This is a genomic window from Bacillus sp. AM1(2019) (assembly GCF_009906915.1).
In the GTDB taxonomy this organism is placed as follows: Bacteria; Bacillota; Bacilli; order Bacillales; family Bacillaceae; genus Bacillus; species Bacillus velezensis.
Genome location: NZ_CP047644.1, coordinates 378383 through 398995, shown reverse-complemented (window position 1 = coordinate 398995; position 20613 = coordinate 378383). Strand labels below are relative to the sequence as shown.

The following is a 20613-nucleotide window of genomic DNA, read 5'->3' as shown; positions in this document are numbered from 1 at the left end:
CTCTGTCTTTTCTGTTAGAGAATTTCCATTAATTTATCAAGTTCATCAAGCGTCAGATCATCATCGCCAAGATCACTAGGCGTAAGCTCAGGTCCGTCTTGGGCCAGGCAGTGATCTATGATTTTCAAGAGGTGCCCTTTAAAGCTGTCACTGAACGATTGAATGGTTTTTTCATGAAATTCGAGAGAATGATAGGCAAACGTCATCGTCATCTGCCCGTTTTCTATAAATCCGACAATATCAAGCGCATTCGGCTTCTCTGTGTCAGGGCTCAGCGATTGTCCTGACGGCATCCCGGATCTTGTAAATAAGCCGGAATCCGACATCTCATTAAACTGGCCTAAGTAGTTAAAGCTGATATCCGGATCAATCTCAAATGAAAGATTCTCTTTATGCTCAGGCGCCGTTACATAACGCAGAATGCCGTAGCCGACTCCTTTGTTCGGGATGTGTCTGATGTCTTCTTTCATTTGTTTAAGCTGATATGAAAGATCGTCGGCGTGCTTCATCTCAAGGATCATCGGATACATGCTCGTAAACCATCCGACCGTCCGGGTGATATTCAGGCCGTCAAGAATATCTTCGCGCCCGTGGCCTTCCAAATGAACGCCGATCGTGTCTTCACCCGTCCACTCTTTCAGCGCCAATCCGAGCGCCGTGAGCAGGATGTCGTTCATTTCGGTGTGATAGGCTTCATGTACGTTTGTCGTCAGCTGTTCAGTTTGTTCAGGCGTCAGAGAGAAGCTGACCGTTCTCGTATGTTTCATGCGCTGATCACCAGACTGCCTGTCTTTCGGAAGCTGAGTGCACACCTCTTTTTCCTCAAGCTCTCTCCAGTAATCCGCTTCTTTCAGAAACGCCTTCGTATTTGCGTATTCTTTGATTCTTTCAGCAAATTCGGCGAATGAATGTGTTTTCGGCGGCAGCGCCGGTTCATTGCCTTGCTTCAGCTGCGTATAAACGGACGTAAAGTCCTCCAGTAAAATCCGCCAAGATACACCATCCACGACTAAGTGATGGATTGCGAGAAGAAGGTGGTCTCCATCTTCAGCCTGGAAGAGCCCGGCCTTCAGCAGATGTCCTATTTCCAGTGAAATACTGCTTTGAAGACGGTCTGCTTCCCTTTCGATACGGTCCTCATGGTCTTCAGCAGGTCCGTTCAGCTCAAAGACGTTCAGTTCAACAGACACATCCTCAAGCCCTCTGTAATACGGTTTTTGTTCACGATAAATCATCCGGAGCGCATCATGGTGCACCGTCAGGACATGTAATGTTTTTTCTGTTATCTCCGGATCAAAGCCGTCTTTCGCGTGAAGCATGACGGATTGATTCCAGTGGTGTTTGTCGGTGAAGTTTTTCTCAAAGAACCAGCGCTGGATCGGCGTTAACTCCGCTTCGCCTTCGACAGGTCCCTGGTCGGCCTGCTTGCCTTCCGTTCGCTCCACATAGGAGACGAGCTCTTCAATGGTCGGGTGCTGGAAGAGGTCTTTCATCTCCAGCTTGTAGCCGTGCTGGTTCAGACGGCTTGCCATTTGGATGCCTTTGATCGAGTCCCCGCCGAGCGTGAAGAAATTATCGCTTACGCCGATCTGGTCAAGACCGAGCACTTCCTGCCAAATGTCGGAAAGCAGCGTCTCCATCTCCGTTTCCGGCGCTTTGTACGCGGCGCTTCCCGCTTCAATGTCCGGTTCCGGCAGGGCTTTTTTGTCAATCTTTCCGTTTGCGGTGACCGGAAGCTCGTCCATCTCCACCCAGAACGCCGGCACCATGTAGTCAGGCAGCGTGTCTTTCAGCGCGGCTTTGAGCGTTTCGATATCGTCCTGCTGAGGCGCGACATAGGCGCAAAGCGCGGTATTGCCCGCTTTGTCTTCCACCGCCGTCACCGCTGCGTCATGAACGTCCGCAAGCCGGGCGAGGCGGACTTCGATTTCTGAAAGCTCGATCCGGTAGCCCCGCACTTTGACCTGCTGGTCGATACGCCCGATGTATTCGATGCCGCACTGCGCGTTCCATTTGACGAGGTCGCCGGTCCGGTACATGCGCTCGCCGGGCACGAACGGATCGGCGGTAAACCGCTTCGCCGTTTCTTCTTCACGGTTCAGGTATCCGCGCGCAAGTCCGCGGCCTGCCACGCATAATTCACCGGCAATGCCTTCCGGCTGCACCTGATCGCCGTCGCCGAGAATATAAGCTCTCGTATTGGCAATCGCCCGTCCGATCGAAAGCGACCCTTCCTCCGGATTGATGACGCCGCTTGTCGCGACGACGGTGTTTTCCGTCGGGCCGTAGTTGTTGACGATCGTGTACGGCTGTTTCACCGCCCGCTTCAGCTTATCGCCGCCGACGAGAAGCATGCGGAGAGAGGTATTTTCCAGCTCCATAAATTGTTCGGCGAGCTGCGTCGGCAGGAAGGTGATGGTCACGCCGTGCTCTTCGAAATAGTGATTTAAGCGGGTGATATCCAGCCGGATCGCTTCGTCAATGACGTGAAGTTCCGCGCCGATGGTCCATGTCGGGAACATCTCCCAGATGGAGGCGTCAAAACCGAAGCCCGCGTATTTGGCGCTTTTATCATCCGCCGTCATGGCGAATGCGTCGTGATGCCAGAAGCACAGGTTCACCAGCGCATGGTGTTCGACCATGACACCTTTCGGCTGTCCGGTCGTTCCTGATGTGTAAATCATATAAGCGAGATGATCCGCCGTTGTTTCCGTCTGCGGGTTCGCTTCATCGTTTTCATCAAGCGGCAGGCTCAGAATGGAGCGTCCGCCGTCAAGCAGGATCGTTTCTCCTTTGTAGCTGTCCGGCACGCCCAGCGCTTCCTGTGTGAGAAGAAGCTTCGCGCCGCTGTCCTGCAGAATGTAGCTGATCCGCTCTTCCGGGTAGTCGGGGTCAATCGGCACAAATGCCGCGCCCGCTTTCAGGACGCCGAGTACGCCCGCGGCCATTTCCAAGGACGGTTTCGTCAGGATGCCGACACGCTCGTCAGCCGTGACGCCGCAGTCCATGAGAATGCGCGCGATGCGATTCGCCCTTGCGTTCAGCTCGCCGTACGTCCATTTCGCGCCGTTGTATGCCGCGGCCGGCCGGTCCGCGTAGCGGGCGGCCGTTTCTTCAAAGAGACGGTGAACCGTTTTGTCCCGCGGCACAGAAATTGTTTTTCCTTTCCATGCGTCAAGGAGGGCTTGTTTTTCTGTTTTATTCACCAATGAAAGCTCAGAAAGCTTCGCGGCCGGATTTTCCGCTGCGGCTTCTAACAGTTGAAGCCAGTAATGCTTCCATGTCTCTGCCGTTTCCGGTTTAAACAGCGCGGTGTTATATTCAAGCACAAACGTTAAGCCTTCGTCTGTGTCCTCAGCCGTCATTGTCAGGTCAAACTTGGCTGTTTTTCTGTCAAACGGATGGTGCTTCAGCTCAATTCCTTCCATGACCAGATTTTCCGCATTTGCATTTTGCATTGAGAATACCGCATCAAACAGCGGATTTCTGCTCGTATCACGCTGCACCTCAACCTTTTGCAGAAGGTCTTCAAGCGGATAATCCTGCGCGTCAAATGCATGTAAAGCGGTTTGTTTCACTTCTTTAAGATAGTCCGTGAACGTTTTGTCCGCTTCCGGATACGTACGAAGCGCGAGTGTATTCACAAAAACACCGATGACGTTTGTGAGATCCGCATGTGACCGTCCCGCAACCGGCGAGCCGACAATGATGTCATGCTGTCCGCTCAGTTTTGAGAGAAAGGCGCTGTATGACGCCAGCAGCACCATGTACATGGTAGAATCCGTTTGTTTCGCAAGACTGCGAAGAGCCGACGTCTGTTCCTCAGTCAGAGAAAAGACCAGCTTGTCTCCTTCAAAGGTTTGCACGGCCGGACGGCTGTAATCAGCCGGCAGCGTCAATACCGGAAGCTCGCCGTCAAGCTCCCGAAGCCAATGCTCCTCCTGCTTGCGGTACTGCTCTGATTGAATAAATTTCTGCTGCCATACCGCATAGTCTTTATAATGAATCCGCAGCGGCTCAAGCGTTTCGCCGCCATATAAGCGGGACAGTTCATCTATCAGCACGCCGACTGAAGCGCCGTCCGAAATGATATGGTGCATATCAAACAGCAGCAGGTGGTCATGTTCAGCCAGCTTGACCAGTCCCGTTCTGACGAGAGGAAGCTGATCCAGGCGGAACGGCCGGATAAAGCTCTGAATAATCCGTTCAGCATCTTCTTCAGAGGCTTCATAATATTCCATGTCGATATCAGCTTCCGCCCATATGCGCTGAACCGTTTCTCCATCCTTTATGTCAAATGTCGTTCTGAAGGCTTCATGGCGTTCTGTCAGCTGTTTCATGACGGATTTCAGCTTTTCTGCATCAAGCTTTCCTTTTAAGCGGAGCACAGACGGCATGTTATAGCTTGTTTCAGCGCCTTCCAGCTGCTGAAGCACGAACATCCGCTTCTGCGGTGAAGAAACCGGATACGTTTCCCGCTCGGCCGCCGGTGTGATGCTCTCAGCCGCCTTCCGCTCAGCCCCTTCAATCAGCTGCGCCAGCCCCGCAGCCGTCGGAGAAGTGAACAGATCCTTTAAGGTAAGCTGCACGCCTAATGTCTTCTGGATAAGGGCCAGCAGTTTCATCCCCGCTAACGAGTGGCCCCCGATCTCAAAGAACTGATCATGGACGCCGACACGTTCCATTTGCAGCACCTCAGCCCAAATATCCGCCAGTTTTTGTTCTGTTTCGTTGCGCGGCGCCGTATAAGACACGGCATTCGCTGCGGTCACATCCGGCATCGGCAGCGCCCGTCTGTCGATTTTTCCGTTCCCTGTAAGAGGCAGTTCATCCAATTGAATAAAGACGGACGGAATCATATAAGCCGGCAGATCCTTCGCCGTATGCTCCCTCAGCTCCCGGGAAGAGATTTCTCGGAGGCCGACAACATACGCGCAAAGAAGTTTGTCACCCGCGCCCTGATCCACAGCGAGCACAATGCATTCCTGAATCTGGTCATGGCTTTGGAGCTGATGCTCAATTTCGCCAAGCTCAATCCGCTGACCGCGGATTTTCACCTGATGATCGATACGTCCGATAAACTCGATATCGCCATTCGGAAGCCATCTGGCCAAATCGCCCGTTTTATACATCCGTTCACCTTCCTTAAACGGATGCTTTACAAATTTTTCTTCCGTCAGTTCAGGACGGTTGTAGTACCCTTCTACGAGACCTTCCCCGCTGACGCACAGCTCTCCCGGGATACCCGCCGGCTGAATGCGTCCGGCTGAGTTCATGATAAAGACTTCCGTATTGCTGACCGGTTTCCCGATCGGAACGGAGAGCGTATCCTCTTCAATGACATCCACCGGATGGTATGTCGCAAACACTGTGCTTTCCGACGGGCCGTACATATGAAGCAGTCTTCCTTTTCCGACTGCCGCCAGCGCCTTTTTGACATGTTCTACAGACGCTCTTTCGCCCCCGAACATGATTTTCCGAAGCGTCGTCAGACAGGACGGCTCCATATCAACAAGCAGGTGGAACAGGGCCGTCGTAATCATCAGAATGCTGACGTTCTCCCGTTTGATCACACGGGACAGGCGTGACATATCCAGCACCGTATCTTTCGGGACGATCACAAGCTTTGCACCGTTTAACAGCGAACCGAACATATCAAACATAAAAGCGTCAAAGACGTAGTTTGACAGACCGAGCACTGTGTCCTCTTCAGAAACGGTCAAATAGTTCGTATTTTTTACCGTCCGCAAAATGTTGGCATGTGTGACGATGTTTCCTTTCGGCGTTCCCGTCGTGCCTGATGTATAAGTGAGATTGGCAATCGTTTTGGAATCAAACGGCAATGCTGGATTGCGAGAGTCCTTTTCATAGCTCGCCTCATCATCAGCAAGCACAATGACGCCTTGAAAACCGGCCTTTTCCGCAAGCGGCTTGAGGCTTTGCTGAGTCATGAGCACATTCGCCCCGCTGTCGCGGAAGAAATGCTGAATCCGCTGAACCGGATGCTCAGGATCAATCGGCACATAGGCGGACCCCGCTTTTAACACAGCCATAATGGAAACAATCATATCCATTGACCGTTCACACAGAACAGCCGCGGTTTTTCCGCCGCCTCCGACCGAAAGAATATGCCGCGCAAGCCTGTTGGCGCGTTCATTCAGCTGCTGATACGACAGGGTTTCCCCTTCGAACTGAAGAGCCGTCCGGTCAGGGTTCTTTCGGGCTTGTTCTTCAAAGATCTGCACGATCGTTTGCTCTTTCGGGTATGCCGTGCGTTCCGGGTTGAACCGCTGTAATTGAGTCAAAGCCTCCCGTTCAGAAAGCAGATCATATTCGCTGATTTTCGCATCCGGCTGAGCTGCCGCTCTCTCCAGCAGACGGACATAGTGCGCAAGCATGCGATCCGCAGTTGAGCGCTTAAACAGCTTCGTGCAATAATCCAAATCAAGCGCAATGCCTTCCGCTGTTTCCCGGGCCTGCATGGTCAGGTCGAATTTGGCGATGTTGAAGTTTGTTTCATGAAGAGACAGCGTCAGATTACCGATCTCCGGAATTCCGTCCGAAGCATTTTGCAGACTGAACATCGTGTCAAATATCGGATGCCTGCTCATGTCCCGGGGCACGTTCAGTTCCTCGGTCAGCCACTCAAACGGATAATCCTGATGAGAAAACGCATCCAGCACCTGCTTGCGCACATGACCTAACAAGCCGGCAAATGTCTGATCCTGCTTCACGGAGCTTCTCAGCGCGAGCGTGTTGACAAACATCCCGATGAGCCCCTCGGTATCGGAGTGATTTCTTCCCGCTGACGGTGTTCCCACGATGATGTCTTCCTGTCCCGAATACTTAGAAAGCAGCGTATAGTATGCCGATAACAGCACCATGTAAAGGGTGGCTCCGTTTTTCTCGGCAAGCTTCTGCAGCCGTTCCCGCAGCATTTTCGGCAGCTTGGCGGACACGCGGTCACCTTCAAAGCTTTGCACCTGCGGCCGCGGATAATCAGGGAGCAGCTGAAGCACCGGCAGTTCCCCGCTGAAGACTTCTTTCCAGTACGCCCGCTCCTTCTTGTAGCCTTCTTTCGCCCGTTCCGCCTGCCATACGGCATAATCTTTATATTGAATGCGCAATTCAGGCAGCTGATTTCCGCCGTAGATGTCAGCCAGTTCCTTCAGCATGATGGAAATAGACACCCCGTCAGAAATCAGGTGATGCATATCAAACAGCAGCAGATGGCGATTGTGACCGAGCGTTTGCAGGCCGATTCTGAACAGCGGCGCCTCAGATAAATCAAAACGGCGCACAAAGTCCTTCATGACCTGTTCATTCGTTCTTCCGCGCGCTTCGATCATTTCAATATGAAACGGAACATGCTCGCCAATCACCTGTCTCGGCGTGCCGTCCTCTGATTGAAACGATGTTCTGAGCGCTTCATGCCTGCTGATTAAGGCAGAAAATGCACGCTCAAGCTTTTCTCGGTCTAAAACGCCCTCAATCATGGCCGCAGCCGGCATGTTATATCCGACTCCCGCGTCTTCAAATTGGCTCGCGATATAAGTCCGCTGCTGAGCGAGCGAAAGCGGATAGCTCGCCTGCTTCTCAGCCGGCTCAATTGCACTGAATGCCGGTCCTTCGTTTCGGTTTTCCGCATAATCGGCAAGCGCCGCAATCGTCGGATGCTCAAACAAGTATTGCAGCGGAATTTCAACGCCCATTTGCTTATGAATTTTCGTCAGAAGCGTCATGGCCTTTAATGAATGACCGCCTGACTCGAAGAAATGATCATAAATGCCCGCCTTGTCCATTCCGAGGACTTCCTGCCAGATGACGGTGAGCATTTCCTCCGTTTCATTTCTCGGCGCGGCATATTCGGATGAGCTGACAGCCTGCACATCAAGCGCAAACAGCTTTTTGCGGTCCGCCTTCCCGCTCGGCGTGAGCGGAATTTCGTCCGTTTTTGTAAAGTAAGCGGGCACCATGTAATCAGGAAGGTGCTTGGACACATACTCTCTGTACTCGGCAGGGTGAAACTCGGTTCCTTTTTCCTGAACGATATATGCGCAGACATCTAAGCTGCCCTGCTGATCCGGCCGTGCCAGCACGACGGCCTGCGCCGCGCCCGGAGCTTTTCTGAGCACCGTTTCAATTTCTCCCAGCTCAATACGGTAGCCGCGGACTTTCACCTGATCATCTTCACGGCCGATATATTCGATCGTCCCGTCCGGCAGCCAGCGCGCCATATCACCCGTGCGGTACATGCGGCCGCTTCCGTTAAACGGGTCCTGCAAAAACTTCTCTGCGGTCAAATCCGGAAGATTTAAATAGCCGCGGCCTACACCATCACCCGCGATATACAGCTCACCGGCCGTGCCGTCGGGCTGAAGCCGCTGGTGCTTATCCAATATATACAGACGGGCGTTGCCGAGCGGTTTTCCGATCGGAACGTACGCCGCCTGTTGATTCATTCCGTTATCGGCTGACATCTGATGCACGGACGCATCTACGCACGTTTCTGTCGGCCCGTAGACATTCGTCAGACGCGGCGTCCTGCCCGATTGATGAAAGAGCGTCATCAGCTGTTCAGCAACAGCCGCGGACAGGCCCTCTCCCCCAATGAGCATGTGGCTGAGTTCAATTCCGCTGACATCTCCCGCCGCAACCATCATCTGCAGATGCGCAGGCGTTCCGTCAGTGGCTTCAATCCGGTTTTGACGATAATAGTCCAGCAGTGCCGAGCCATTCGTTACAGTCGTTTTCGGCACGATATAAAGCGTCTGTCCCAAAAGAAGCGAGGCGAATATCTGTTTGACGGACGCATCAAAATGAAACGGAGCCAAAAGCGCCATTCTTAATGTCTGCTCACCGCATTGATAAATCTCCTGCTGCAGTGATTGCACCAGATGATGAACTTGCCGGTGCTCAATCATCACGCCTTTCGGCCGCCCCGTTGTACCTGACGTGTAGATGATGTAAGCCAGCCGGTCTGATTGTGTGCTGACACCGTCCGCAGCCGTCTCATACTGAACAGCCTCGTCAAAATCAATCCGTTCGGCATCCGCTGCAGGCGCCTGTATTCCGGCTTCCGTCAGAACAGCCTTCGCTCCGCTGTCCTCCAAAATGTACTGAATCCGATCCGCCGGAAAGTCAGGATCTATCGGCACATAGGCGCCGCCCGCTTTCAAAATTCCCAATATTGCCGCAATGACACGCTCAGAACGGCCAAGCAGCACCGCGACAGGAGAATCGGCTGATATCCCGGCTTGAAGAAGGCGTCCGGCAATACGGCCTGACTGTTCATGCAATGTGCGATAGGACAATGTTCGGCCTTCATACACAACCGCGGGTTTGTCAGACAGTGACTTCACTTTCTCTTCAAACAGCCCCGGAATCGTCATCTCCTTGCGGTAATTCACCGGATTGCCGGAGGCCCGTTTCAGCAGCCGCTCTTTCTCGGATTCAGAAAGAAGAGTAAGTTCATCAATTATGCGATCAGGAGATGAAATCGCATCTTCAATCAGCGTGATCAAACGTTCAGAAACAGATTCAATCTCTTCCCCCTTGAAAATGTCGCTGCGATAGTCAAAATCAATTGTCAATTTCCCGGTGTCCCATCGTTCCTTCACATGAATTGAAATATCATTTGTACCGCTTCCACTGAAAATAGGGTCTGTCAGGAAGGACAGATTCTCTTTTTTCTGCCACTGCATCACCTGGTACTCCAGAGCCACCGTAAACAATCTGCTCAGCGAACTTTTCGAAGCGCGCAAATCATTGACAAGCAGGTTATACGGATACTTTTGGTGGCGGAGAATTTTCATCAAATCCTTCATCCGGCCTTTAACGAATTCCAAGAACGACTGTCCTCCGTCAACGCTTGTCCGCACAGGCACCGTAGATACGAACATCCCGAGCATCTGCTTTTCTTTCGCATTCGTCCGGTTTCCCATAAACGTACCCGTGACAACGTCATCACGACCGGTCACTTTGTAGAGATAAGTGATCAGAGCTGACTGGAACAGAGATAGTACGCTGACTTTATGCTCCTCGCAGAATGAATGAATGCGGCCATATAAGTCGTGAGGAATTTCTTGAGAAAACCGTTTCGCATTAAGACCCGCATCTGCCTGGCTCCGTTTCAAGGACACAAGCTCCGGCACGGTCTCAAACTGCCCGTTCCAAAAATCCCGATCCTTTTTAAACCGCTTCGACTGCACATATTCCTGCTCTGTCAGCACGTGCTCAATAAAAGAAGGAATCTCCGTCTGTTCCTCACTTGTCCCGCCTGAAAGCTCCAAATAAATATCAGTAATCGCATTGCCCAGAATCGTCATGGAAATCCCGTCTGAAATAATGTGATGCACATTAGCGTAAAACCAGACCTCATTTTTACTGATCGTGTGCACGGAAAAACGGAATAAATCCTGATCATATAACGCCAGAGGCTTGCCAGCTTCTTCACGCCCCCATTTGGACAGCTCGTCCGCAGAGCAGCCGGCTTGCCTGATATCCGTGTGCCCGATAGAGAGCGGACGGTATTCGCTCACATATTGAACGGGCTCCCCCTCATCATCAAGCCGCAGACGGATTCTCATCGACTCATACCGCCGGACGAATTCCTGTATCGCTTTCTCAACGTAATGAGCCTGTACGCCGTCTTCAGAAATGAGTTTCCCGAAACCGGCTAGATTTGAAATGCTTGTGTTCGGATAGAATTTTTCTGTATACCAGATACGTTTTTGAGCATTTGTTAAAGGATAAAAAGTTATTTCCATATGTGTGCGCCTCCCCTTTTTAAGATAAAGTTGTCAATTCTCCCTTAGAAACAGCCTCCCTCTATGTCCCTAACTCATTCTCAAGCCAAAAGAACCACTTACCTCCAAAAACGATCCCGATTCAATCACCGCCGAAATCCGTCATCCGTTCACCCGCGCAGTCCGAAATGCGGCATCAAATTTATGAGAAATCAAGACAAAAAGCCATTGATTGTAAGCACGAAAGGTTTACCTATTTCTGCATGTATTTCTATATATCTACTTACGTTCACTTTATATGAAAATATTGTTTTTATCACCGAAAAATGGGTGAAAAGTTTCATGCGGCACACCGAAAAAAAATCCGACGAATCCAGAGGGTATTTTGCGGCATCCCGCAATTTATTTTCAAAAATATTATTTACGTAAAATTAAAAATCTTTAAACTATAATGAAAATCTGTCGAATATCCAGTTATGGCAGAATGAAAAAAATTTACGTACGTAAGCTGACCCGGAAAAAACAGCGCAAGAACCGAAACAGACGGCCCGAATGTTCGCAATATGATTTCATTAAACCGCAAAAAAAGCACTCTATTTTACATAGAGCACTTCAAAAAGATTCCTTTATTGCAGTTTTATCAATGTTGATTAATTCCATATAATCTTTTCCCCACTTATACATGGCGTCCAGAATCGGCATAAGGCTTTCTCCTTGCGCCGTTAAAGAATACTCCACTTTCGGAGGGACGACAGGGTAAACTTCCCTGTGAACGATCAGATCCTGCTCCAGCTCCCTGAGCTGATTCACAAGAATTTTGTGCGTAATATCCGGAATTAAAGCTTTCAGCTCATTAAACCGCTTCGTCCCTTCTTTTCCCAAGTGCCACATAATCAGCATTTTCCACTTCCCGCCTATCACGGCAAGCGTCAATTCCTTTTCGCAATTAAACGTTTTCTCATCCATTCGGCTCACGGACAATTCTCCTTCCTCTTACTTTTTGTACGGTCATCATCTATTCATACACGCTTACTTTTTCACACAACTTTCGTCAGTTTATACTACCACGCAGTTTTGCTGAAACAAAGCGCATTGCCTGCGGGGACAGTATCCTCAAAGTAACTATTAGACTTCAAAGTGCGTACTTCTCAACATGCGGGGCACTCTATAGAATGGAAATACATGAAAAAGAGGAGTGGATATAAAGTGGAATTACAGCTGGCATTAGACTTAGTAAATATCCCGGAAGCAATTGAACTTGTGAAAGAGGTCGAACAATATATAGATGTTGTAGAAATCGGCACTCCCGTTGTCATTAATGAAGGACTGAAAGCCGTGCAGGAAATGAAAACAGCCTTTCCTCACTTGAAAGTGCTTGCCGATCTTAAAATCATGGATGCAGGCGGTTACGAGATCATGAAAGCGGCAGAAGCGGGAGCCGACATCATCACCGTTTTAGGGGCGACAGACGACTCAACAATCAAAGGGGCGGTTGCCGAAGCAAAAAAACAGCAGAAAAAAACCCTCGTCGACATGATTAACGTAAAAAACCTTGAAACACGGGCAAAAGAAATTGACCAACTCGGTGTTGATTATATTTGTGTTCACACAGGTTATGATCTTCAAGCAGAAGGAAAAAATTCATTCGAGGAACTGACGGCGATTAAAAAAGCGGTCAAGAGCGCTAAAACCGCAATTGCCGGAGGCATCAAACTTGATACGCTTCCTGAAGCCATCAAACAAAACCCAGATTTAATCATTGTCGGCGGAGGCATTACGGGAGCTGACAATAAAGCGGATGCTGCTGCTAAAATGAAACAGCTGATCACACAAGGATCATGAAAACGACTGAATACTTACATGAAATACTAAATGAAATATCCCGCACCGCAGCATTAATATCCGACAGTGAAGCTGACAAGCTTGCGGATCAGATTTTATCGGCAGATCAAATCTTCACGTCCGGAGCGGGACGTTCCGGCTTTATGGCTAAAGCGTTCGCCATGAGGATGATGCACATCGGCCTGAACGCTTACATCGTCGGTGAGACGCTTACCCCTCCCCTCCAAGAAGGCGGTCTCGTCATCATCGGCTCAGGCTCAGGCGAAACAAAAAGTCTGCTTCATACGGCTGAAAAAGCCAAAAACCTTAACGGCATCATCACTGCATTAACGATTAACCCCGCTTCAAGTCTCGGCAAACTTGCGGATCTTACAATAACGATTCCCGGCTCTCCTAAGGAAGAGACCGGCGGAGACAGAAAGACGATTCAGCCGATGGGTTCTTTATTCGAACAAACTCTTCTGCTGTTCTACGATGCGGTTATTCTAAAAATCATGGAGAAAAAAGAATTGAATTCAGCAGACATGTTTACAAAGCATGCGAATCTGGAATGATTTGCTGACGGCCTTCTTATCAGATGGCCGTCTTTTTATCGTCCTGTTTCGCACGACACTCGCAGACGAAGATACCTCGCCGGTGAGCTTATCGCTATAATAAGTCAATTGACGATACGGCCGCAACCGTTCATTTCTGAATAGGGAAACGGCAAAAAACACTTTCTGATCGAATTTTTAATGAATAAAGTTGATTTGTGCGGATGGTTTTACAGATATTCAGCTGAATTGCGGCTGAGAAATATATTTTAACAGCTTTACAGCCGGCCGATTCTGCTTTATTCTTGGACCAGCTTAACAGCAATTTATAACTGGAGGTGATTGATACTCTTGAAAACATTAAAAGCACTGCTGCTTGTTCTTATCATCATTGCCGGAGCAGTCGCGGCCCTGATCAAGGGTGATCTTTTCTCAGATAACGAGCAGACCGTTCAGAAGAGTGATTACGACAAGGTAATCCTATTTCCGTCCGATCGATATCCGGAAACAGCAAAGCATATTAAGGACGCGATAAAAGAAGGACATTCCAGCATATGCACCATTGACAGAGACGGAGTACATAAGCGGCGTGAGCAATCTCTTAAACATGTGCCTGTCAAAACGGGATACGATAGGGATGAATGGCCGATGGCGGTTTGTAAACAGGGCGGAAATAATGCCTCCGTAGAATATATTTCTCCGGCAGACAACCGCGGAGCCGGCTCTTGGGTCGGACACCAGCTTACCAATGATCCCGACGGAACGAGAGTATTATTTAAAATCAAGTAAAAAACAGGAGGAACAGCGCATTGATTAAATCATGGAAACCGCAAGAACTGGCCATTTCTTATCATCAATTTACAATCTTCCAAAAAGATTCAGAACCGCCTGTTATCGATTGGACCGATGAAGCCATTGAAAAAGGATATGCGGAAGCTGACGGAGCTGTTTCATTTGAGGCAAGGAGAAATACGAGGGCATTTATCGTCCTCAGGCTTAACACAAGTGAACCGGTACCATCCTATGAGAAAAAAGCGACTGTTCCCTTTGAGGCTGTAAAAGATGGAATTGAGATTGAAAGCGTGATGTCAAAGCGGCTTTCTTTTAATATTCCGAAAGGCCGATACAGCCTTACCTGTTATTCAGTGCCTGCCGAAATATCCGATCTTCATGCGGATACGTATATTATTGATGCAGCCGCAATGTAAAAGAAAGCCCTGAGAGAATCATATTTCTCTCAGGGAACTTTTATAAACTTTTACCGTTTGTTTCAATTACATTTCGGTACCAATAAAAACTTTTTTTCCTGATCCGTTTCAAATCCTTTTCATCTTCTTCATCTCGATTGATATAGACAAAACCGTAGCGTTTTTGATAGCCGTTCAGCCAGCTTAACAGATCCGTGAATGACCAGCTGCAGTAGCCGATGAGACGAACTCCGTCACTAATGGCCTCTCTGCACTGTTCAAGATGGGAGCGTAAATAGTCAATTCTGTAGTCATCCTGAATTGAGCCGTCTTCTTCTATTTTATCGAATTCCCCCAGCCCGTTTTCTGTTATAAAAACCGGCAGATCATAGCGGCTCGTTATACGCCGGAGGCCGATGCGCAGACCTATCGGGTCAATCGTCCAATCCCAATTACTCGTCACGAGATTAGGATTCTTTTTCGTTTTAAACAGCCCCGGTATACCGGTATCCTGGTTTGTCCCTTTCTGACCAGTCGTGTTCATTTTCCCCTCCGATACACCGCCAAGAGGATTTCTTTCGTACGTAATCGTCTGATAATAATTAACACCGATAAAATCCGGCTTGCCTTTCGCAAGCAATTCCATATCCCCGGCTTCAATGGCGGGCGCCCAGCCCTTTTCCTTTAAATAATTGAAAGGAATTTGCGGATAAGTCCCCCGGCAATACATATCAAGCCACCAATGGTTCATAAATTCCTCTGCGTTTTCAAATGCAGTTATGTCTTCAGGGTGACTTGTAAGCGGATAAGCCGGTGAATAAGCGAAGCTCGGGCCGATCAAACCGTCAGGAACATATTGTCTGAAGGATTCAATCGCTTTGGCATTAGCTAAAAATGCGATATGATTCGCTGCATAAAATCGTTTTCTGTCCTTTACGCCGGGCGGATGTGCAGCTGTTATAAACCCGTTATGAAAATTATAATTCTGCTCATTTAACGTGACCCAGTATTTCACCTTGCCGGCAAATCTTTTGTATAACGCAATGCAGTAATCATTGAAATCATCAATAATTTTTCTTGATTCAAAGCCGCCGTATTCATCCATCAGCGCCTGAGGCAAGTCCCAATGATAAAGAGTCAGCACCGGCTCAATATCGTTAGAAATCAATTCATCGATCAGGTCTTCGTAAAATGCGACCCCTGATTCGTTAATTTCCCCTCTGCCATTCGGAAAAATTCTCGGCCAGCTGACAGAAAATCGGTAAGCTTTCAAACCCATTTCTGCCATCAAGACGATATCTTCTTTATAGCGCTCATAATGGCCGACTGCTGTATCACCATTTGAGCCTTTAAACGTTTTACCCGGTATTTTCGTGAATAAGTCCCATACTGAAGGTCCTTTACCGTCTTTATTCCAGGCTCCTTCAACCTGATAGGCAGCCGAGGCTGACCCCCATAGAAATGTATCAGGGAACAGGCCCTGTTTTTTATGTATCATGTGTTTCATCCTCCTGATGCGTATGATATTGATATCATACGTTATGAAACGCGTTTCAGAGCAATCCCGATAAAAACAAAAAAGCATCCGGCTTGCCGGATGCTTAAGAATGATGATGCCGCTTTTCCAATTTATGAGGCGGAGGCTTCGGGACAAACCCATTTTGTTTCATCATGTTAAAGCGCCTGTCCATATGCTGTTTAATATGTTCTGCTTTTTCTTTCGGCAGGACCCCGTACTCAACATATTTGGATATGACATGTTTTCGTTTTTCGAGCACTTCTTTTTCAAGTGATTCAATTTCTTTTTTCTGCTGTTCCGTGAGTGACATTGTTGAAGGCATTTTTGTTCCGGCGGCGTGTGCCGGCATTGTGAAAACCATTGCTGTAATGAAAAACGCAGCTAAAGACAATGCAGCTTTTTTCATGACTCTTTCCTCCTTTAACGTTTGTTATATGTTGCTCCCCCATCCATTTTTTATGCAAAAAAAGAGCGAAATTATTCGCTCTTTTCAATCGATTCGTCCGGCAGCGCGTATGTGACATACGTTCCCGCTACAAAATCGTGGATTGACCGTTTGTCTTCTCTCATACCGACCATGAATGCGCTCACGATCACACCGATTCCAAACGTCACCCCATATATCAGGCCGCCCACAAGCACTCTCAAAATCATAGTGAAAAAGCCTACCTGAGTTCCGTCTTTTTTGACGATGCGGATACCGCAGATCTTTTTGCCGATAACATAACCGTTCCAGTATACAGGGAGCAAAATACCATAAAGAGTCAAAATGATGCTGATCATTGCGCTCTCATTCGGATCTTTTCCTGTTGCCAGCATAAAAATAATCGCCAAAGGCACTGAAGTAATTAAATAGTCGAGTACCACGGCTCCCAATCTGATCCAAAATCCCGCCGGTCTGTAAATATTCATCGTGTTTCTCCTCGCTATGGCTTCAAAATCACTTTAATGTTGCCATCTTCTTTTTTGTCAAATATATCATATGCAGCAGGAGCTTCCGCAAGACTCATTTTGTGTGTAATGATATCCGTCGGATCAATTTCATTTTGTTCGATCATTTGATACAGCATCGGCATCAGATGAATAACGGGTGCCTGGCCCATTTTTAAAGAAACGTTGCGTGTGAAAAAATCGCCGAGCGGAAAGCCGTCCGCTTCAGAAATGTATGCGCCCGTGAGCTGCACGGTTCCGAACTTCTTAACGGCTTCTGATGCTGTAAGAATCGGACTGATCGTTCCGAACTGATTCGGTTTTTGCTCTGTTTTTTCTTTTGAAAGCGGCGTGCCGTCCATTCCGACACAATCAATCACTACATCCGCGCCCCCTGACGTTTGTTCATGCAGCAGTTTCCCGATCTCATCATGTTCTGAAAAATTGAAGGTCTCTGCTCCGTTTATGCGTCTCGCATGTTCAAGGCGGTGCGGGACTTGATCAACTGCGATAACCCGTTTAGCTCCTTTTTTCCACGCGAATTTTTGCGCCATTAAGCCGATCGGGCCTGATCCCAGAATAACGACTGTATCCCCTTTTTTCACTCCGCTGTGCTGGACGCTCCAAAAGGCGGTCGGCATGACATCTGACAGAAGCAGCACCTGCTCATCTTCAAGCTCACTGTCTGCCGGAACCAGAAAAGAAGAGAAATCAGCATAAGGAACACGTAAATATTCAGCCTGCCCGCCGGGATAATTACCGTTAAACTCCGAGAAACCGAATAAGCCGCCGGCATCTGTATGAGGGTTTGGATTTGATTCATCACACTGGCTTTCCATCTGGTGCTTGCAATAATGACATTCTCCGCAGCCGATGTTAAAAGGAATCACGACCCGGTCGCCTTTTTTCAGCTTTTTGACTTGACTGCCCGTTTCTTCAACGATTCCCATCGGCTCATGCCCGACGATATAACCCGGATCGGCGGGTATTCCGTTTTTATATAAATGAAGGTCTGAACCGCATATCCCGGTTGCGGTGATTCGAACGATGACATCTCTCTCATCTTGAATGGCGGGTGCCGGGACTTCTTTCACTTCCATATGTTCTTTTCCTTGGTATGTCAGTGCTTTCACACTTGGTCAGCTCCTTTTTCATCACTCCTTCCCTTTTCACCTGCTTCTAAACTTGGCCGGTATGTTATTCGGCCCGCTGAATATCCCATTGAAAAGGATCTTCAAGCTGCGACCAGTCGGAATCGAACTCAGACGGCGTGAGCAGGCACTGATCCAATTCCTTTGTAATGGCTGCTTCATCTAAATCTGTTCCGATAAACACCAGGTTCGTATGACGATCTCCGAATTGGTCGTCCCAATCTTCCAGAATCTCCGGTTCCTGCTGTTTGATCTGCTCCTGCTCAAGTTTCGGCATTGCCGCCACCCAATAAGAAACAGGCTCAATCGAAACCGCCGGACCCGCCTGAGACATCAGCAGCGCAAGGCTGTTGCGGGTTGCGCACCAAGCAATTCCTTTTGCGCGCACAATGTTGTCAGGGATTGATTGATGCAGCCAGCTGTCAAAACGAGCGGTATGAAACGGCAGACGCCGCGAGTACACAAACGAAGTGATGCCGTACTCTTCCGTTTCCGGAGTGTGCGCTTCATGACCTGCCGTCAGTTCCTTTATCCATCCTGCTGATGAACTCGCTTCCTCAAACTCAAATAAACCGGTATTCAATATGTATTCGGCGGGCACTTCTCCGCGGACGGACCGGATCAGTCTGGCACGGGGCTGTAATGCGCGAAGGACCGTTTCCAGCTGTTCAAGCTCTTTTTCGCCCACCATGTCGCATTTATTTAAAATGAGCACATCACAAAACTCGATTTGGTCAATTAATAAATCGGCAATCTCCCGTTCATCCTCTTCTCCCGCCGCTTCCTTCCGGTCAAGAAGGCTGTCACCGGACTGGAAATCATGCCAGAAGCGGTTTGCATCCACCACGGTCACCATTGTGTCCAGCCTGCAGAATGTTGTCAGATCAATACCCATTTCTTCATCTATATAAGAAAATGTCTGGGCAACGGGAATCGGTTCGCTGATCCCTGTTGATTCAATCACAATATAATCAAATCTGCCGTCTTTCGCGAGTTTCTCAACTTCGACTAATAGATCCTCACGCAGCGTGCAGCAGATACAGCCGTTGGATAATTCTACGAGTTTCTCATCCGTCCTTGACAAGCCGCCTCCCTGCTTCACCAATCCCGCGTCTATATTTACTTCGCTCATGTCATTGACGATGACGGCAATTTTTAAACCGTTGCGGTTTTGTAAAATATGATTCAAAACGGTCGTCTTTCCGGCACCAAGATAGCCGCTCAATACTGTAACCGGAATTTTTTTCATATAAATAGCCTCCTGACAAAATAGAATGATTACGATTTATATCCCGCACCTGCCCCTTTTTCATCATGATGTACATTGTTACAAATCGTAACCGTTACTATTTATTCTGATATATTCTCCGTTTAAAATCAAGTGAAAAATAATCAATCATAAAAAAGACACGCTGTCATACGTGTCTTCCGCCCAAACTTAAACATCCGCAGGACTGTTTTCAGTGCCATAGCTTTTTCTCCAAAAATAGCCTGCGGCCAGAACAAGCACAAATGCGAGCAATGCGATACATGAAAAAGAGATAAAACCGATCGCATAAGTTCCCGTCATCTGCTTCAATGATCCTAAAATATTGGGAAGGAAAAAACCTCCTATGCCGCCGGCCGCTCCGACGATTCCCGTCACCATTCCGATTTCTTTTGCAAAGTGCTGAGGGACAAGCTGAAATACTGCTCCGTTGCCCATACCGAGCGCCATCATTCCGATAAGCAACAGAACGATAACCGTTGTAAGCGGAGGCAGGCTGCTGACTCCCGCCATACACAGAGCCGCGATGACAAACAGTACAGCGAGAACTTTCGCACCTCCCGCACGGTCTGAAATCCAGCCTCCTGCAGGGCGAAAGAAACTGCCCGCTGCAACACATATTGTGACGAAATCACCGGCATGGATTTTTGACAATTGATATTGATCAACGAAAAAAATCGCCAAAAAACTTGATAATCCCACAAAACCTCCGAAAGTGACGCCGTACAAAAGACAGAAACACCATGTCTCCTTCTGCCTGAAAACGTGAAGATAGTTTTTAAGCGGCTGCGGTGCGGGCTGTGCAGGAGAGTCCTTCGCCATGACGATAAACAGTATAAAAACGATCATCAACGGAAGAAGCGCAATTCCCATTACACTGTGCCAACCAAACTGTTCCGCAAGGCGGGGACCGAACAATGTCGCAAACAAAGTGCCGCTGTTGCCGGCACCTGCTATCCCCATCGCAAGCCCCTGCAAGTGAGGCGGATACCATCGGCTCGCCATCGGAAGCGCGACAGCAAAACTTGCGCCCGCCACGCCCAGCAGAATGCCGATCGCATACAGCTCAGTCAAAGAACGGCCGCCGAATGCCCCCCAAAGCAGCGGGATCATCGTGATCAGCATCCCGATCACGGCTGTTTTCTTCGGCCCGATCCTGTCCGTTAACACGCCTAATATGATCCGAAACACAGATCCTGATAAGATCGGCAGAGCCACGACAAATCCTTTTTCAAAAGAAGATAACCCGAAATCCTGAGAAATATAAACGCCGAGCGCCCCCAGCATGACCCAAATCATAAAACTCACATCAAAATATAAGAAGGAACAGAGCAGAGTGAGCGGATGGCCGCTTGTTTTTAATTCCGACAGCTTCATAACATTCTCCTTTCCGGTCTTCTATCATTTCAAATTGCTGAATCAAGAATATATGACCG

12 protein-coding genes are annotated in these 20613 nt (G+C 48.7%); 4 read left to right on the top strand and 8 right to left on the bottom strand.

All coding sequences use genetic code 11. From position 1 onward, the window contains the following. Positions 1-14 precede the first annotated feature (14 nt). Together srfAA and GNE05_RS02130 are read right to left on the bottom strand one after the other, a co-directional pair. A complete protein-coding gene (gene srfAA / locus GNE05_RS02135; RefSeq protein WP_160182378.1) occupies positions 15-10769 on the bottom strand; it encodes a surfactin non-ribosomal peptide synthetase SrfAA in 10755 nt (3584 codons plus the stop codon). A 591-nt stretch (positions 10770-11360) separates the two neighbouring features. Continuing rightward, positions 11361-11723, bottom strand: a complete 363-nt coding sequence (locus GNE05_RS02130; protein ID WP_007409352.1) for a transcriptional activator HxlR — start codon at positions 11721-11723, stop codon at positions 11361-11363. Positions 11724-11954: 231 nt separating this feature from the next. On the opposite strand from GNE05_RS02130, the gene hxlA reads away from it, so the two are divergent. The 4 genes from hxlA to GNE05_RS02110 all read left to right on the top strand — a co-directional run bounded on the left by hxlA (position 11955) and on the right by GNE05_RS02110 (position 14331). Then, positions 11955-12590 carry a 3-hexulose-6-phosphate synthase gene (gene hxlA, locus GNE05_RS02125; RefSeq protein WP_160182377.1) on the top strand — a complete coding sequence of 212 codons (636 nt, stop codon included), beginning with the start codon at positions 11955-11957 and terminating at the stop codon, positions 12588-12590. Beyond that, on the top strand, positions 12587-13144 hold the full coding sequence (gene hxlB / locus GNE05_RS02120; RefSeq protein WP_021494205.1) for a 6-phospho-3-hexuloisomerase: 558 nt from the start codon (positions 12587-12589) through the stop codon (positions 13142-13144). The genes hxlA and hxlB overlap by 4 nt, the downstream gene beginning before the upstream one ends. Positions 13145-13474: 330 nt before the next feature. Continuing rightward, positions 13475-13912 (top strand): NucA/NucB deoxyribonuclease domain-containing protein, encoded by a 438-nt coding sequence (locus GNE05_RS02115; RefSeq protein ID WP_003156588.1) that lies wholly within the window; start codon positions 13475-13477, stop codon positions 13910-13912. A gap of 20 nt (positions 13913-13932) precedes the next feature. Further along, entirely contained in the window at positions 13933-14331 is a 399-nt protein-coding gene (locus GNE05_RS02110) for a competence protein ComJ (protein WP_014416873.1), read from the top strand. 40 nt (positions 14332-14371) lie between these two features. On the opposite strand, the gene GNE05_RS02105 is transcribed toward GNE05_RS02110, so the two are convergent. The 6 genes from GNE05_RS02105 to GNE05_RS02080 form a co-directional block, all read right to left on the bottom strand. Continuing rightward, the gene (locus tag GNE05_RS02105) at positions 14372-15808 is read right to left on the bottom strand and encodes a glycoside hydrolase family 1 protein (protein ID WP_160182376.1); all 1437 of its coding nucleotides are present in this window, start codon (positions 15806-15808) and stop codon (positions 14372-14374) included. A gap of 103 nt (positions 15809-15911) precedes the next feature. Further along, positions 15912-16190: a YckD family protein gene (locus GNE05_RS02100; RefSeq protein WP_263612330.1), complete on the bottom strand. Its 279-nt coding sequence runs from the start codon at positions 16188-16190 to the stop codon at positions 15912-15914. 116 nt (positions 16191-16306) lie between these two features. Further along, a complete protein-coding gene (locus GNE05_RS02095; RefSeq protein ID WP_160182375.1) occupies positions 16307-16741 on the bottom strand; it encodes an RDD family protein in 435 nt (144 codons plus the stop codon). 14 nt (positions 16742-16755) lie between these two features. Continuing rightward, on the bottom strand, positions 16756-17892 hold the full coding sequence (locus tag GNE05_RS02090) for a zinc-dependent alcohol dehydrogenase (RefSeq protein WP_007609290.1): 1137 nt from the start codon (positions 17890-17892) through the stop codon (positions 16756-16758). 64 nt (positions 17893-17956) lie between these two features. Then, positions 17957-19159 carry a GTP-binding protein gene (locus GNE05_RS02085; protein ID WP_160182374.1) on the bottom strand — a complete coding sequence of 401 codons (1203 nt, stop codon included), beginning with the start codon at positions 19157-19159 and terminating at the stop codon, positions 17957-17959. Positions 19160-19348: 189 nt separating this feature from the next. Then, positions 19349-20554, bottom strand: a complete 1206-nt coding sequence (locus GNE05_RS02080; protein WP_160182373.1) for an MFS transporter — start codon at positions 20552-20554, stop codon at positions 19349-19351. Positions 20555-20613: the final 59 nt, after the last annotated feature.